The following is a 13632-nucleotide window of genomic DNA, read 5'->3' as shown; positions in this document are numbered from 1 at the left end:
CAGGGAGGGAATATCCATGGCAGATCTCAGTATTGAATTTGCAGGTATCAAGTCACCGAATCCGTTCTGGCTGGCCTCTGCGCCGCCTACCAATACCGGTTATCAGGTACAGCGTGCGTTCGAAGCAGGCTGGGGAGGCGCGGTGTGGAAGACGCTGGGCGAGCCGGTCATCAACACCTCTGCGCGGTTTGCCGCCGTTCATTTCGGCGGACAGCGTGTAGCGGGGTTCAACAATATCGAGCTGATTACCGACCGTCCGCTGGAGGTCAACCTGAAGGAGATCTATGAGACGAAGCGAAGATTCCCGGACCACGCGATTATCGCCTCCCTGATGGTGGAGCCGAAGCGGGAGAAGTGGCATGAGATTGTCAAGCGTGTCGAGGCTATCGGCGTAGACGGCCTGGAGCTGAACTTCGGCTGTCCGCACGGCATGGCCGAACGCGGAATGGGCGCGGCTTCCGGCCAGCAGCCTGATCTGGTGCTGGCGCAGACAGCCTGGGTGAAGGAAGTGGCCACCACGCCGGTCATCGTGAAGCTCACGCCGAATATCACCGACATTACCGTCGTGGCCCGTCATGCCGTCAAGGGCGGCGCGGATGCGATCAGCCTAATCAACACGATCAACAGCCTGGCCGGAGTGGATATCCATAGCTGGAACACGATTCCGAATGTCGGCGGCCAGGGGGCGCACGGCGGCTATTGTGGCCCGGCGGTCAAGCCGATTGCCCTCAGCATGGTGGCCGAATGTGCCCGTGACCGTGAAGTCGGTGTGCCGATCTCCGGCATTGGCGGCATCTCCACCTGGCAGGATGTCGTAGAATTCATGCTGATGGGCTCGACAGGGATTCAGGTCTGTACAGCCGTTATGCATCATGGCTTCAGAATTGTGGAAGAGATGATCGACGGGCTGAACCATTACCTGGACGGGAAGGGGCTGGCTTCGGTCACAGAGCTGATCGGCCAATCGTTGCCCAGGTATTCTAACTGGGGCGATCTTGACCTCAACTATAAGGTGGTTGCACGGATCAACGAGGAGAACTGCATCAACTGCAATAAGTGCCATATTGCCTGTGAGGACGCCTCGCATCAATGTATCGACATGCTGACGAATGCGGAGGGCAAGGCCATTCTGCAAGTACGCGAGGAGGATTGTGTAGGCTGCAATCTGTGTTCGATTGTCTGCCCCGCAGACGGTGCCATTGATATGGTTGCCCTGGACAGCGGGCTGGCCCCGATGAGCTGGAATCAGCGCAGCCGGATCATTAGCGGAGTCAACGGTTCTTATTCGGAAGCGGAGGTGGTGTAGGATGAAGAAGATCATCAAGAACGGAACTATCGTCACAGCGGCGGACACGTATACCGGGGATATCCTGATTGAAGACGGAATCATCAGCGGAATCGGCCTGAATCTGGAAGCGCCGGGAGCGGAGATCATTGACGCTTCCGGCTGTTATGTCTTTCCGGGCGGCATTGACCCGCATACCCATCTGGATATGCCTTTTGGCGGTACGGTCACCGCCGACGACTTCGAGAGTGGCACGATTGCCGCCGCTTATGGCGGAACCACAACGGTGATTGATTTCTGCCTGACGGCCAAGGGCCAGCCGCTCCAGCAGGCCGTGGATACCTGGCATCATAAATCGCAGGACCGGGCGGTCATCGACTACAGCTTCCACCTGATGGTATCAGAACTGAATGACAAGGTGCTAGAAGAGCTGCCGCAGATTATTGAGCAGGAGGGCATCACCTCCCTGAAGGTGTTCATGGCCTACAAGAACACGTTCCAGGCCGATGACGGCGTGCTGTACAAGACACTGCAGGCGGCGAAGCGCGAAGGGGCGCTGGTTATGGTACATGCCGAGAACGGCGATGTGATCGAATATCTGGTGGACCAGGCGCTGGCCGCAGGGCATACCGACCCGGTCTATCATGCCCTGACCCGTCCGCCTGAGCTGGAGGGGGAGGCTACCGGCCGGGCGGCGTATCTGACCGGACTGACGGATTCTCAGCTCTATGTGGTACACGTAACGTGTGCGGAAGCGGCCTGGAAGATTGCCGAAGCCCGCAAGAAAGGGCTGCGAGTCTACGGCGAGACCTGCCCGCAGTATCTGGTGCTGGACCAGTCGGCGCTTGAGAAGCCGGACTTCGAAGGCGCCAAGTATGTCTGGTCTCCTCCGCTGCGCGAGCAGTGGAACCAGGAGGTGCTGTGGGATGCCCTCTGGAGCGGCACGCTGCAGACCATCGGCTCCGACCAGTGCTCGTTCAACTTCAAGGGTCAGAAGGAGCTGGGCCGGGGCGATTTCTCGAAGATTCCGAACGGTGGACCCACCATCGAGGACCGGTTCAGTATCCTCTATTCCGAGGGGGTAGAGAAGGGCCGTATTACGCTGAACAAGTTCGTGGATATTATCGCAACCGCAAGCGCCAGGCTGTTCGGCCTGTTCCCGCAAAAAGGCACCATCGCTGTGGGCAGCGACGCCGATCTCGTGATCTTCGACCCGGCCGCAGTGAGAATCCTGTCCGCAGAGACCCATCATATGAAGGTGGATTATAATGCGTTCGAGGGAATGGAGGTCAAGGGGGAACCAGTCTCTGTACTGAGCCGGGGTGAATTTGTCATCCGCGACAAGGTGTTCGTCGGTGCCGCAGGCAAGGGCAAATACCTGCACCGCAAGCGCTTCGAGGCCGAAGCTCCCCGCCCGGCCCAGGCAGAAATCAGCGGAGGAGTGGTCTGAGATGTCAGCATTTGCAGAGTTCGATCAGGAGCGGCAGAGAATCGACAGTCTTATCGGGCAGGGTTATACGATTACCGGTATACATGAGGATCTGGACGGCGCCCGGGTTACATTCATCCGCAGTGAGCCGGCCGGAGAACCGGTAGAGCTGCTGCTGCTCACAGCGGATGCACGCAAGCATGTGACAGCGCTGCTGGTCAGCGGCTTCAGGCCGGCTGCTGCGGTGGAGAGTTATTCTTGACTCTCTTTTTCTTCAATTAAGGTACATGCGGTATGCTTACTCTTAATTGCACTCTGTACCACTAAATGGTCTGATCTACTACCGATGCTCCGTTTAACTGTATTCCATACAATTAAATACGGCCTGTACCTTGGTTCTTACCGTTTCAGGCAGATTTAGTTGTACAGACTACAGTTATAGGAGATAATCTGTCCTTTTCCCTGTTTTTAATTGTACGTTATACAACTATCACTGAACGTTGAACGTTCTCTTCGGATTAGACTTCATCCATTTCCGCAAATCGCCACATCCGTAGTATTGAAATGAATGAATTCACTCTTTGGTTCTGATGCTCTGCTAGCGCTCTACTGGAGCGGCGGGTTAGACCGGGACCCTGAAGAGAAGACGGAGACGGAGGGGGATTGGGTGATGAACACCGGTGCCGGAGGGATTACGGTAACATCGGGCGAGTAGAGATAGAAGCTGCTGCCGGCTTCAGAGGTTCTGATTCTGGTGAATTCATTGGCGAGGCTGATTGTGGAAGAGGAGGCGAGCGTCTGTTCTTTGACACGCAGCTTGAACGTTACCAGGGTCTGATCTACTGCCGGTATAGAATGCTGTCTGCTGCTCGCTTCAACCTGGATGTCGATACCCCGCATACTCGTGTTCATGCCAAGATAGATACTTCCATCCACAGGGTTCTGGAAATTGAACTCGAATAGATTATTCACTTCGTTGCCAGCCGTATAGTTATCGTCCGTATAGACGGAATGCTGCGTATATTCGAGGTTGTGGAACACCTGGCTGTCGTATTGGATAATGAAGTTGAAGTAGCTGTAACCCCGGTCATTCGGTGCGAAGTCTCTTAAATATAGCAGTACAGTAACTTCTTCTCCGGGCGTGTAGACCTCTTTGTCGGTGGTTACCTCTACAGACATCGCAGGTGCGGTGGTGTCCATTGCGGTCTCACGAATCATCGAGAACATAAGGGGTAGTACCTTCATCCCTTTGACCGCTTTTTTGAAACTGAATCGTTTATTCATGTTACAACCTCCATAGCCATAATGATGCATCCCTGTGCAAGAATGATCTTGTATATGAACAATGGTAACAATTGTCACTGATAAATCGCTGATAAACCACTGATAAACGTCGAACTTTGGCAGAAAATATCGAAATATTATATCAGGATAATTAATCTTTCATGTTAACAGGACGACCTTCACTCGGTGAATGCCAAAGTGGATGTCGTCTTTTCGGCGTGCTGATCGCTAACCTATTGCCTCCGTGGCTTGGACGAAGTAACGCTTAATGCCAGCAATAATGTATAATTATTGTAATTGGAAAATAATTGATATTAGGAGCTGAAGGGTAGCGTATGGGCAAATATATAAAAGTGGCATGTTCCTTTTTCCTTGCTGTATTCATTATTGCATGTGTCAGTCAAGAATCGGTTTTTGCCAAGAGTGGAATTAAAGTGATGGTATACGGGGCTTCTATTCAAGGAGAGCACTCCCCAATGATGAAAAATAATACGGTGCTGATTCCCTTTAAAGGAATATTCACAAAAATGGGCTTCACTGTTAACTATGATCCTGCAAGTAAAACCATTTCTGGGGAGAAGGCAGGCACTACTATTAAATTAGTAATCAATCAAAATACGGCTTGGATTAATGCAGCTCCCACTAACCTTCAAGTAGCTCCGCAGATCATTGATGGTGTAACATTTGTACCTCTTCGTTTGATCGGAGAAGCCAGCGGTCTCGAAGTGAAGTGGTATGGGAATTCTCAGATTGTCTCACTATATGCTAAGCAAAACCTTTTTCCGGTAGCAAACGGAGGTAAATTCGGTTACATGGATGCGGAAGGCCAAATTGTTATTGATTATCAAACCAAGTTTTCAGATGCCTATGCTTTTAACGAAGGGCTGGCCATTGTCTATGCAAATGCGAAATTTGACGGATTCATCAATCAACAAGGCTATAAAGTGATTCCCAAGGGGAATTATTATGATGCCAAAGATTTTTCGGAAGGGCTGGCAGCTTATAGGACGCTAGATACGACATCTAACTATGCTATATCTAACTATGGTTATATGGACCTTACAGGAACCAGTGTGATACAACCGCAGTTTAAACGAGCTAACAAATTCTCCGAAGGATTGGCTGCGGTCCAAGTGGGGAGTAAATATGGATATATCAATTCGACGGGGAAACTGGTAATTAAGGCTCAATATGACAGTGCCAAGGACTTCTATGAGGGAACTGCGCTGGTTACAATAGATGGGATTTCTCGTTATATTGATAACAAAGGGGAATTCTTATTCAATGCAAATTATTCAAAGGGGGAGTCCTTTTCAGAAGGAGTGGCAGCTGTTAGAGCGGGAACTAAGGTTGGCTTCATGGACCATAAAGGGAAACTGGTGATTCCTGCTATCTATGAGGAAGCTCACTCCTTTTCGGAAGGCGCAGCAACCGTTAAAGTAAACGGAAAATCGGGTTATATAGATACCAAAGGCAAGCTGATTATTCCCTATCAATTTGATGCGGCGGGCGACTTTTCTGAGGGGCTTGCAGCAGTGGAGTCGGGAGGGAAGACAGGCTTCATCAATAAAACGGGCGCATGGGTTATTCAGCCGACATTGGCATGGGCCCATAACTTTAAGAATGGTCTGTCCTACGCCTATAGTAGTGATGATGAAGAGGAAGTATATCTTAATAAGAAGGGTCAGATTGTATGGATGAAAAATCAGAGTATGAAATCTAAATGAGACTTATCCAAGTATAGCTGCAATTACAAAAGACGACGGTCCTCCACAGCATGGTGGAGGACCGTCGTCTTTTCTTCATGAACCTTTGACAAGTGCTAGCTCTAATGATTGTATTTCCAACAATTGAAATCTCATATTGAAGCACTGGCGTATTCAGCCCCTATCTCCCCAACCTCCGGTACGCTTCCACGAACCAGTCCGGCAAGCTGTCGCCCATCTCTGCGGTATAGAAATCTCTGAACTGGGTGAAGGTGCGCTGGGCGCGCAGCGGCTTGCCGATTTCGTAATAGAGGGAGATCAGCCGCAGGGTGTAGCTCTCCTCCAGCGGCTCCAGCTCGGTCAGGCGCACCGCATAATCCTCGGCCTCATACGGCCTTGCGGCCTGCAGGAGTTCCACAGTAAGCTGCTCCAGCAGCTTGAGATACAGCCGCCGGTATTTGTCGCGGGAGGAATACACCCAGAGGCTGTCCAGCGACCGGAGCAGATCCCCTGTGTACAGGGCGGCAGCCTCCCGCATTGGTTCCAGATGGTTATGCTGGAGTGCTAGTGTAGCTGCGTCATGGAACCGTTCAGTGTCCCCTTCGATTCCCCTGGATTCCAGCCGATAGTTCTCCCGGTCGAAGGTCAGCTCGATATGATTCTCCAGCAGCGCCTTCTTCAAGGTGGTGCGGATCTGGTAGACCGTGGTATGCAGATATTGTTTGCCTTTCTCGTAATTCCACTGCGGAAACACATCATTCAGAATCACGCTAACGCTGCCCTGCCTGTGAATCCACAGATAAGCGAATAATTCCTGCGCCTTATGGGTTCTCCATTTCACGGACCCGTGAGGGCCGGTCAATTCATAATCTCCCAGGAGACGGAAGGCGGGTGTCTTCGGGCTTGTCCCGGCTGTTACCGGCGCCGTGCGCTTACTGAGCAGCTTGTTCCAGGTCTTCAGCAGGCGCGAAGGATCAACGGGCTTCAGCAGATAATCCACCGCCGCCAGGTCGAAGGCTTCAACGGCGTAATTCCGGTAAGCCGTTACGAATACGATTTCAGTATCCGGGGAGAAGGGCAGCAGCTTCTCGGCAAATGCCAGACCGGACAGCTCAGGCATCTGGATGTCGAGGAACAGGACGTCCGGCTTCAGCTCGGCAGCGGCTGCGAAGGCTTCGCGCGGATTATCGTAGGCCAGCACAGAGGAGATGCCTTCGCACTGGAGCAGCAGTTCCTGCATCTGCTCCAGTGCCGGCCGCTCGTCATCAATTACCATTACAGAGATACTCAGGAGACCTCATCCTTCCATGGGATAGTTATAAGTACATCTATACCGCCGCCGGCTCCGCGTGTAAGGACAAGCGGACGGCCGAACTGGGTCAGCAGCCGGCGGTTAATGTTCCGCAGGCCGATTCCGGTGCCTTCTCCGTGCGGGGAACGGTAGTCCTCGTTCATCCAGGAAGAGAGCTGTTCATCGCTCATGCCCTTCCCGTTGTCCGAGACGGTAATGAGGATATGGTCGCCTTCCTGCCGGGTAGAGAGGATAACGGTTCCCCCGTCGATCTTCTCCATCAGTCCGTGACGGACGGCATTCTCCACGATCGGCTGTACAATCAGCGGCGGCAGCGAGAATTCACTGACTCCGATATTATACTGGGCATTCAGGCGTTTGCCGAACCTTGCCTGCTCCAGTGACAGGTACGCCTCGATCAGCTCCAGCTCCTTCTCGAACGGGATCGCTGTCTCCTGGTTGCTGAAGTCGAAGCTGCCGCGCAGGAAATGGCTTAGATCATACAGCAGCTGCTGCGTCTTCTCGGTGTCGCGTGTACTCATCCAGATAATCGTATTAATAGCGTTGTAGAGAAAATGCGGTTTGATCTGCGCCCGCAGCATGGCGATCTCTGAGCTTAGCCGATCAGAGACAGACCGTCTAAGCTGCACGAGCGTGTTGACGCGCCCCTTGAGATCGCTCCAGGCGTAGGGCTTATGAATAAAGTCGTTGGCTCCGGCCCGGAACGCCGCCTCATTGAAGTGAAGCTGCTGCCCGGCGGTAGCCATCAGGATCGGCAGATCCAGCGGAGTATAAGTCTGACGGATGATGCTGCACAGGGCCAGACCTGACATCTCCGGCATCATGACGTCGATAATGCAGAGATCGAAATTGCGGTCCACGGCAAGCAGCGCCAGTGCCTCCTTGCCGCTGCTGCGGCTGGAGATATTATAGTGCTCCAGGGACAATAGATTGGTCAGCGCCTTCAGGTTGGCATAGTCGTCATCGACGATCAGAATGCGCGGAGCATAAGAGCCCTCCTGCCCGCCGGACTGCGGCGGATGAACCGAGCGGTATTTCCAGGGGTCGTCCTGCATGTCCGGCCCGGTATACTCCGGTCTGGATACAATCCGCTCCTCCGATGCTGCAGCAATGGCGGCTTCCGCCTGTGTGCCGGGAAGTGTGAAGGTGAAGGTGCTGCCATGGCCCAGTCTGGAAGACACGGAGATCGTGCCCCCATGCAGCTCTATGAGCTTGCGGCTGATCGCCAGACTGAGTCCCAGGCCTCCGGTCTCCAGTGAATCTGCCTCGCTGATCTGCTCGTAATCACGGAAAATCTCCTCCAGCTGATCCTCCGGGATGCCCCTTCCGGTATCTCTAACCGCTACGGAGACGGAATTCTCCTGCCAGGCAGCCTCAATGACCACGCTGCCGCGGTCTGTGAATTTCAGCGCATTATCCAGCAGGGTGTAGAGGATCTGCATCAGCCGCTGCTCATCTGCCTGGACCAGGAAGTGACCGGGCGGGAGGTGGTTCTTGATCCGGATCTCACCCTTCTTGTTCAAGAACTGGAAGACCTCAATGACAATGGCCGCAATTCCCTGGATATCGACCGTTCTCCATTGCAGCGTGATGCGCTGCCGCTTGATCTGCTCATAATCGAGAATATCCCTGACCAGGAAGGCCAGCCGCCTTCCGGTGCCGAGAATCAGCCTCATGTCTTCCCGCTGGGACGGACTGAGCTGCCCTCCGGCTCCTTCATGCATGGACAACGCAATATTGATGATGGCATTCAGCGGAGTGCGCAGCTGGGTGGAGGTCTTCAGCAGAAATTCGTCCTTGTCCCGGTCCTTGCGCTCAAGCTGGAGGGACAGCTGCTTAATGGTCTGATACGCATGGGTATGGCGCGCAGACAGGAATAGTCCCTCTGCCAGAATGAAGACCGGACCGGCCACCGGGGGAACTGAATAGAGTTCCGTGCCGAAGAACAGATTACTGACTAAGGAGAGGGTGAACATCACGGCTGCAATGACACCGATCAGCAGATAATAGGAACCTGTCTCCCGCAGCCAGGCTGCCTTGGCCATCACATAGAACGTGTAGCAGACAGAGATGAAGCTGAACGTCAGCAGCAGTCCTGTAATCCGGGAATATACCGGTAACGGGGTCAGAAGGACGACGGCGCAGAAGCTCAAGGCATACACGAAGCAGATCCGCTTGAAGAGCCGGGAATAGAGTGCGGGAAACAAAGAATAGGTATAGCTGGACACACAATAGAACCCGACTACACCAGACACCGCCTGCAGCTTGCTGAATCCTTCATAGGACAGGGACGGAAGGTATTCGAAGAGCAGCTTCTCGCTGTGTGTCAGCATATAAAGGGCGATCATGAAGCAGTAGACGGCCAGCTGAAGCGAGGACTTGTCCTCCTTGCGCTGGAAGCCCTGACCGAAGAAGTACAGGCCGATAAAAGCAAAGCCTGCTACCAGCAAGGTATCGTAGGTCCGGTTCCGCTGGTCGATGGCGTCTATGGCTGCGGGCGTGCCGATCCGTATGGATTCGGCAATGCCTCCGCTTGAATAAGTGAAATTAGAGGTATGTATCAGAATCTCGGCCAGGTTGTCCCTACCGCTGAAGCTCAGAGAGTAAGGGTGGTTGCGGGGCTTGGTGGTCTCCGGGCGTTCCCCCGGCACGCCGCTTCCGCCCAGCAGCTCGCCATTCACATAGACCCGGCTGGCATTGCGGATATTGTTCACCTTGAGAGCGAAGGCAGGGACCTCCGGCGGCAGCTGAACCAGCAGGCGGTAGGTCGCATATCCGTAGCGGGAGAAGCCGGTAGCCTCCGTGTCCGTGCTCCAGGCGCCCGGTACAGGCATGTAGGCCGGAGCCTCTGCGGTTCTTGGCAGGGTATCCTGCGGGTCGAGCAGCTCCTGCCAATAGAATTCCCATTCCCCTCCCAGCGGGTAGACGGCAGAATCATCGAAGGTGCAGGAGGACAGATCTGCCCATCCTGACCGCGGGCTGTAGCAGGCAGACGAGGAGCCGCCGCCCAGCAAAGGGACCAGCGCAGCTGCGGTAAGCAGGCCGATACACAGCAGGGCCAGCACTCTTTTGGACAGCAGACTATAATCAAAGGTTCTCATAATTTCATCATATCTCCGGCAGCTTGCGCTTGTCCAGCCTGATCATGACTTATCCTTCGAATTCCCGCTGAAACGGTATCGTCCATAAAATAGACAGCAAAGCCGCTTCCGCTTGGCATCAGAGGAACAGAAAGTATTGTATAATTGAAGCTTACTAGAGTACTTGAGGAGCGCTGAAGAAATGTTCTATATAGATATTATGTCATGGCTGACCGAGGAGCGGCTGCGGATGCTGCTCGAGCAGTACCGCTCGCTCGGGCCGCTGCCCGGTGTGGGGCTTACCTTCATGAAATCGTTCGTGCCCCCGCTGCCGACCATAGCGATTGTGGGGCTTAACGGGGCGGTATACGGATTATGGCTGGGGTTCCTGTATTCATGGATCGGTCTGGTCGCAGGCTGTACGGCCACCTTCCTGATTATCCGCAAAATCGCCGGGCACCGTTACCTGACCAAGTGGGCCGCGCGGCCGAAGGTAGCCAAAGCCATGACCTGGGTCCGCCAGAGCGGGTTCAGTTATGTGTTTCTGCTCAGCCTGTTTCCCGTAGGCCCGTTTGTTGTGATTAATATGGCGGCGGGTCTGGCCGGGATGAGACTGCGCTCTTACCTGATTGCGTTATGTGCAGGCAAAGCTATTATGGTATTCGCGGTATCCTACATCGGCAATGATGTCCAGCGGTTCATCCGTGATCCGGGCCAGATTATCTATGTGCTGCTGTTTATCGGAGGTTCACTCTGGGGGGTTAAGGCCATTGAGGCCAGATTCGCCCGGCTGGCCCGGGAACGGGAGCATCATGGCACACCGCCGCTACAGAACAAATAAATCACGGATATCCTCCTCCGTAGCGCCCCTGTCCCCGGTATGAAGCCAGCTGTTGGTGACGGCATTATAGCGGTAGTCCTTGCCCCATTCTTCAATATGGCTCACGATGGACCGTACGGCGAGAATCATATGCTCCACCTCGCGCTCCGTCATGATCGGGTGCAGGGACAGGCGGACCCAGCCCGGCTTCAGCGACTGGTCCCCGGCATGAATCGCCTGGATGAACGCCTCTGATTGTGCCGGGTCCAGTCCGAGAAGCTGATGGCCGTACGGGCCGGCACAGGAGCAGCCGCCGCGCGCCTGGATGCCGAAGCGGTCATTCAGCAGCCGTACAGCAAGGTTGTAATGGATCTCCTTCAACGTGAAGGAGATAATTCCATGGCGGTCACGATGCGTGCCCTCCAGTACAGAGCAGCCTGGAATCTGCTCCAGTCCGGAGAGCATCCTGCGGCATAGCTCCTGCTCCCGGACGATCATATATTGTCCGGGGCCGTTCATCTGCTCCTTCAGTCTGATGCAGAGCGCTGTACGGATGGCCTGGAGGAATCCGGGGGTGCCCCCGTCCTCGCGGACCTCTATATCATCAATGTACCGGCGCCCGCCCCAGCGGTTCACCCACACGACGGTGCCTCCGCCGGGCTCATCCGGCAGCCGGCCGGTGCTAAGCGCGGTATCGAACAGCAGCACTCCGCCGGTTCCGGGACCGCCGAGGAATTTGTGCGGGGAGAAGAAGATGGCGTCGAGCTTCTCCTGCGGGGAGGCCGGATGCATATTGATCTCCTCATAAGGGGCGCTGGCGGCAAAATCCACAAAGCAAACCCCGCCATGCCGGTGCATGAGCGCAGCAAGCTGATGATACGGCGTCTTGATGCCGGTGACATTGGAGCAGGCGGTGAAGGAACCGATCTTGAAGCGGCGGTTCCGGTAGTTCAGCAGCAGCTCCTCCAGCCGCGTAAGATCTACCTGCCCGCCAGGCCCGGAGGGAACGGTAACTACATCGCCGAAGCCCTCCTGCCAGGGTAACAGATTGGAATGATGCTCCATATGACTCACGAAGATGATTGGGCGTTCCTCCGGCAGGCTGAGGTATTCCTGCTTCAGCCATTCCGGCAGCTTCAGGCCCATGATCCGCAGCAGCTTGTTCACCGCTCCGGTGGTGCCGTTGCCGCAGAAGAGCAGGGCATCGGCGGGAGCGGCATTCACATGCTCCCTGATCATCCTCCGCGCTTCATGATAAGAGCGGGTGATCGTCAGCCCTGTGGTGTTGGAATCGGTATGCGGATTGCTGACATAGGGGCCAAAGGTCTCCTGTATCTTGCGCTCAATCGGCTCATACAGGCGTCCGCTGGCTGTCCAGTCGGCATACAGCAGCGGCTGCCGTCCGTAAGGGGTGGAGATCAGATGGCGGCTGCCGACCGTATGCTCACGGAAGGCCGCGAAATGCTCTTGCAGTGAAGACGGCGCCTCTGCCGCAGCGGCGCGGTGGATACTCAGCACGGACAATCCCTCCAGGCAATGAATACTATAGAACGTCGGTACGGATTCTCAAGAGGGCAGTGCGCAGCATCGTTTCAACCGAAGCCTATGCAGCCTTGCAGGGATATCCGTCTCTGTCTGCCCCAGTATATGCCCGGCGGCGGAATTAGGTTAAAGCCCATAGCATTCAGATGAATAGCTGAATATCGCTCTCCAGCGCATCCTTCAGATACGCGGCGGCATCAATAATCTCCACCTCGGGCAGCAGCTCCTCCGGCTTGAAGCCCATGATCTCCACAGAGAGCTTGCAGGCATAGAACTTGATGTTCTTTTTGCGCGCCCCCTTCAGGAAATGAATCAGCTTCGGCGCCCCCTGGTCCTCGATCATCTCCTCCAGCATCAGCTTGCCTAGCCCGCTGAAGTTCATCCGCGAGAGCGGAAGCTGCTCCGGCCCTTTGGGCGTAATCACATCCATCAGCTTCTCGTAGATACTCTTATCCGCAAGGGTCATGGTCTCCGGGTCCCGGACGAGAAACAGCCCCCAGAACGAGAAGAACATCGTAACCTCTACCTCAATATCCCTTGCGGCATTTGCCAGAATCAGCCCGGCCATAGCCTTGTCATATTCCCCGCTGAACATCAGCAGATTCAGTTTTTTGCCCATTCGTTAGCCCTCCATTGGTATCCATAGAATGTCATTAGTATGGTTATGGAGAGGCAAAGTATGCCTGCCGCCCGGCCGGAAGACGCAGAAAAGGCCCCCTGGCGGGGGCCTGAGACATTAATATCAGACAGCATCAAGCAGAGTCATGGCTTCAAGTGTTCCGTGCCGTGTCCGTCAGTTACCCTCCCGCTGCTCGGCATCAGCCTGGCGTGCCATATCATAGCGGCGGGCGGACAGCCAGATGCTGCCGGTGAACAGGACAATCAGGCCTAAGATGATTCCGAAACGCCAGTCTCCGGCCTTGAAGTTAAGCTGGAGGACCGTAAGCACCAGAGCCACCTGGGTCCAGACGAGGGTCCGCTTGCGGAAGGCGGTAATATCTCCGGCCATCTTCGGCATGCCGCGGATAATGCGGTAGGCCAGGATGGCTAGGATCAGCGCAAACAGGGCGGTTCCGGCAATTTCACCGGTAGTTAATCTATTCATGGGTCTCTAATTCCTTTCGGGTAACATCAGAATATACCTATTATAGCGGTCCCCATTTCCGCTTGCAAA

11 protein-coding genes are annotated in these 13632 nt (G+C 54.7%); 5 read left to right on the top strand and 6 right to left on the bottom strand.

The window, feature by feature from the left end:
• Positions 1-16: 16 nt before the first annotated feature.
• From preA to KDC22_RS31265, 3 genes are read left to right on the top strand one after another with little or no spacing between them, the layout of a single operon-like run.
• Complete coding sequence (gene preA / locus KDC22_RS31275; protein ID WP_211721436.1) at positions 17-1306, top strand: NAD-dependent dihydropyrimidine dehydrogenase subunit PreA; 1290 nt, start codon at positions 17-19, stop codon at positions 1304-1306.
• A gap of 1 nt (position 1307) precedes the next feature.
• Entirely contained in the window at positions 1308-2735 is a 1428-nt protein-coding gene (hydA, locus tag KDC22_RS31270; protein WP_211721435.1) for a dihydropyrimidinase, read from the top strand.
• Between the two features lies 1 nt (position 2736).
• Positions 2737-2976, top strand: coding sequence for a hypothetical protein (locus KDC22_RS31265; protein ID WP_211721434.1), 240 nt, complete (start codon positions 2737-2739; stop codon positions 2974-2976).
• A 344-nt stretch (positions 2977-3320) separates the two neighbouring features.
• On the opposite strand, the gene KDC22_RS31260 is transcribed toward KDC22_RS31265, so the two are convergent.
• Complete coding sequence (locus KDC22_RS31260; protein WP_211721433.1) at positions 3321-3998, bottom strand: hypothetical protein; 678 nt, start codon at positions 3996-3998, stop codon at positions 3321-3323.
• A 335-nt stretch (positions 3999-4333) separates the two neighbouring features.
• Between KDC22_RS31260 and KDC22_RS31255 the strand changes: the two genes are divergently transcribed.
• Positions 4334-5725 carry a WG repeat-containing protein gene (locus KDC22_RS31255; RefSeq protein WP_211721432.1) on the top strand — a complete coding sequence of 464 codons (1392 nt, stop codon included), beginning with the start codon at positions 4334-4336 and terminating at the stop codon, positions 5723-5725.
• A 160-nt stretch (positions 5726-5885) separates the two neighbouring features.
• Here KDC22_RS31255 and KDC22_RS31250 read toward each other — a convergent pair whose 3' ends face one another.
• Together KDC22_RS31250 and KDC22_RS31245 are read right to left on the bottom strand one after the other, a co-directional pair.
• Positions 5886-6980 (bottom strand): response regulator, encoded by a 1095-nt coding sequence (locus KDC22_RS31250; RefSeq protein ID WP_211721431.1) that lies wholly within the window; start codon positions 6978-6980, stop codon positions 5886-5888.
• An 11-nt stretch (positions 6981-6991) separates the two neighbouring features.
• The gene (locus KDC22_RS31245; RefSeq protein ID WP_211721430.1) at positions 6992-10117 is read right to left on the bottom strand and encodes an ATP-binding protein; all 3126 of its coding nucleotides are present in this window, start codon (positions 10115-10117) and stop codon (positions 6992-6994) included.
• A gap of 181 nt (positions 10118-10298) precedes the next feature.
• Between KDC22_RS31245 and KDC22_RS31240 the strand changes: the two genes are divergently transcribed.
• Positions 10299-10937 (top strand): TVP38/TMEM64 family protein, encoded by a 639-nt coding sequence (locus KDC22_RS31240; protein ID WP_211721429.1) that lies wholly within the window; start codon positions 10299-10301, stop codon positions 10935-10937.
• Here KDC22_RS31240 and KDC22_RS31235 read toward each other — a convergent pair.
• The 3 genes from KDC22_RS31235 to KDC22_RS31225 all read right to left on the bottom strand — a co-directional run bounded on the left by KDC22_RS31235 (position 10923) and on the right by KDC22_RS31225 (position 13563).
• Positions 10923-12434, bottom strand: coding sequence for an aminotransferase class V-fold PLP-dependent enzyme (locus KDC22_RS31235; RefSeq protein ID WP_211721428.1), 1512 nt, complete (start codon positions 12432-12434; stop codon positions 10923-10925). The two genes, KDC22_RS31240 and KDC22_RS31235, sit on opposite strands and share 15 nt — an antisense overlap.
• A gap of 166 nt (positions 12435-12600) precedes the next feature.
• Entirely contained in the window at positions 12601-13077 is a 477-nt protein-coding gene (locus tag KDC22_RS31230; RefSeq protein WP_173135932.1) for a DsrE/DsrF/DrsH-like family protein, read from the bottom strand.
• A gap of 174 nt (positions 13078-13251) precedes the next feature.
• Positions 13252-13563 (bottom strand): hypothetical protein, encoded by a 312-nt coding sequence (locus KDC22_RS31225; RefSeq protein WP_211721427.1) that lies wholly within the window; start codon positions 13561-13563, stop codon positions 13252-13254.
• Between the last annotated feature and the right edge of the window lie 69 nt (positions 13564-13632).

It is taken from the genome of Paenibacillus tritici (genome assembly GCF_018207515.1).
Lineage (GTDB): Bacteria > Bacillota > Bacilli > Paenibacillales > Paenibacillaceae > Paenibacillus_AQ > Paenibacillus_AQ tritici.
This window is presented reverse-complemented; position numbering and strand designations above follow the sequence as displayed.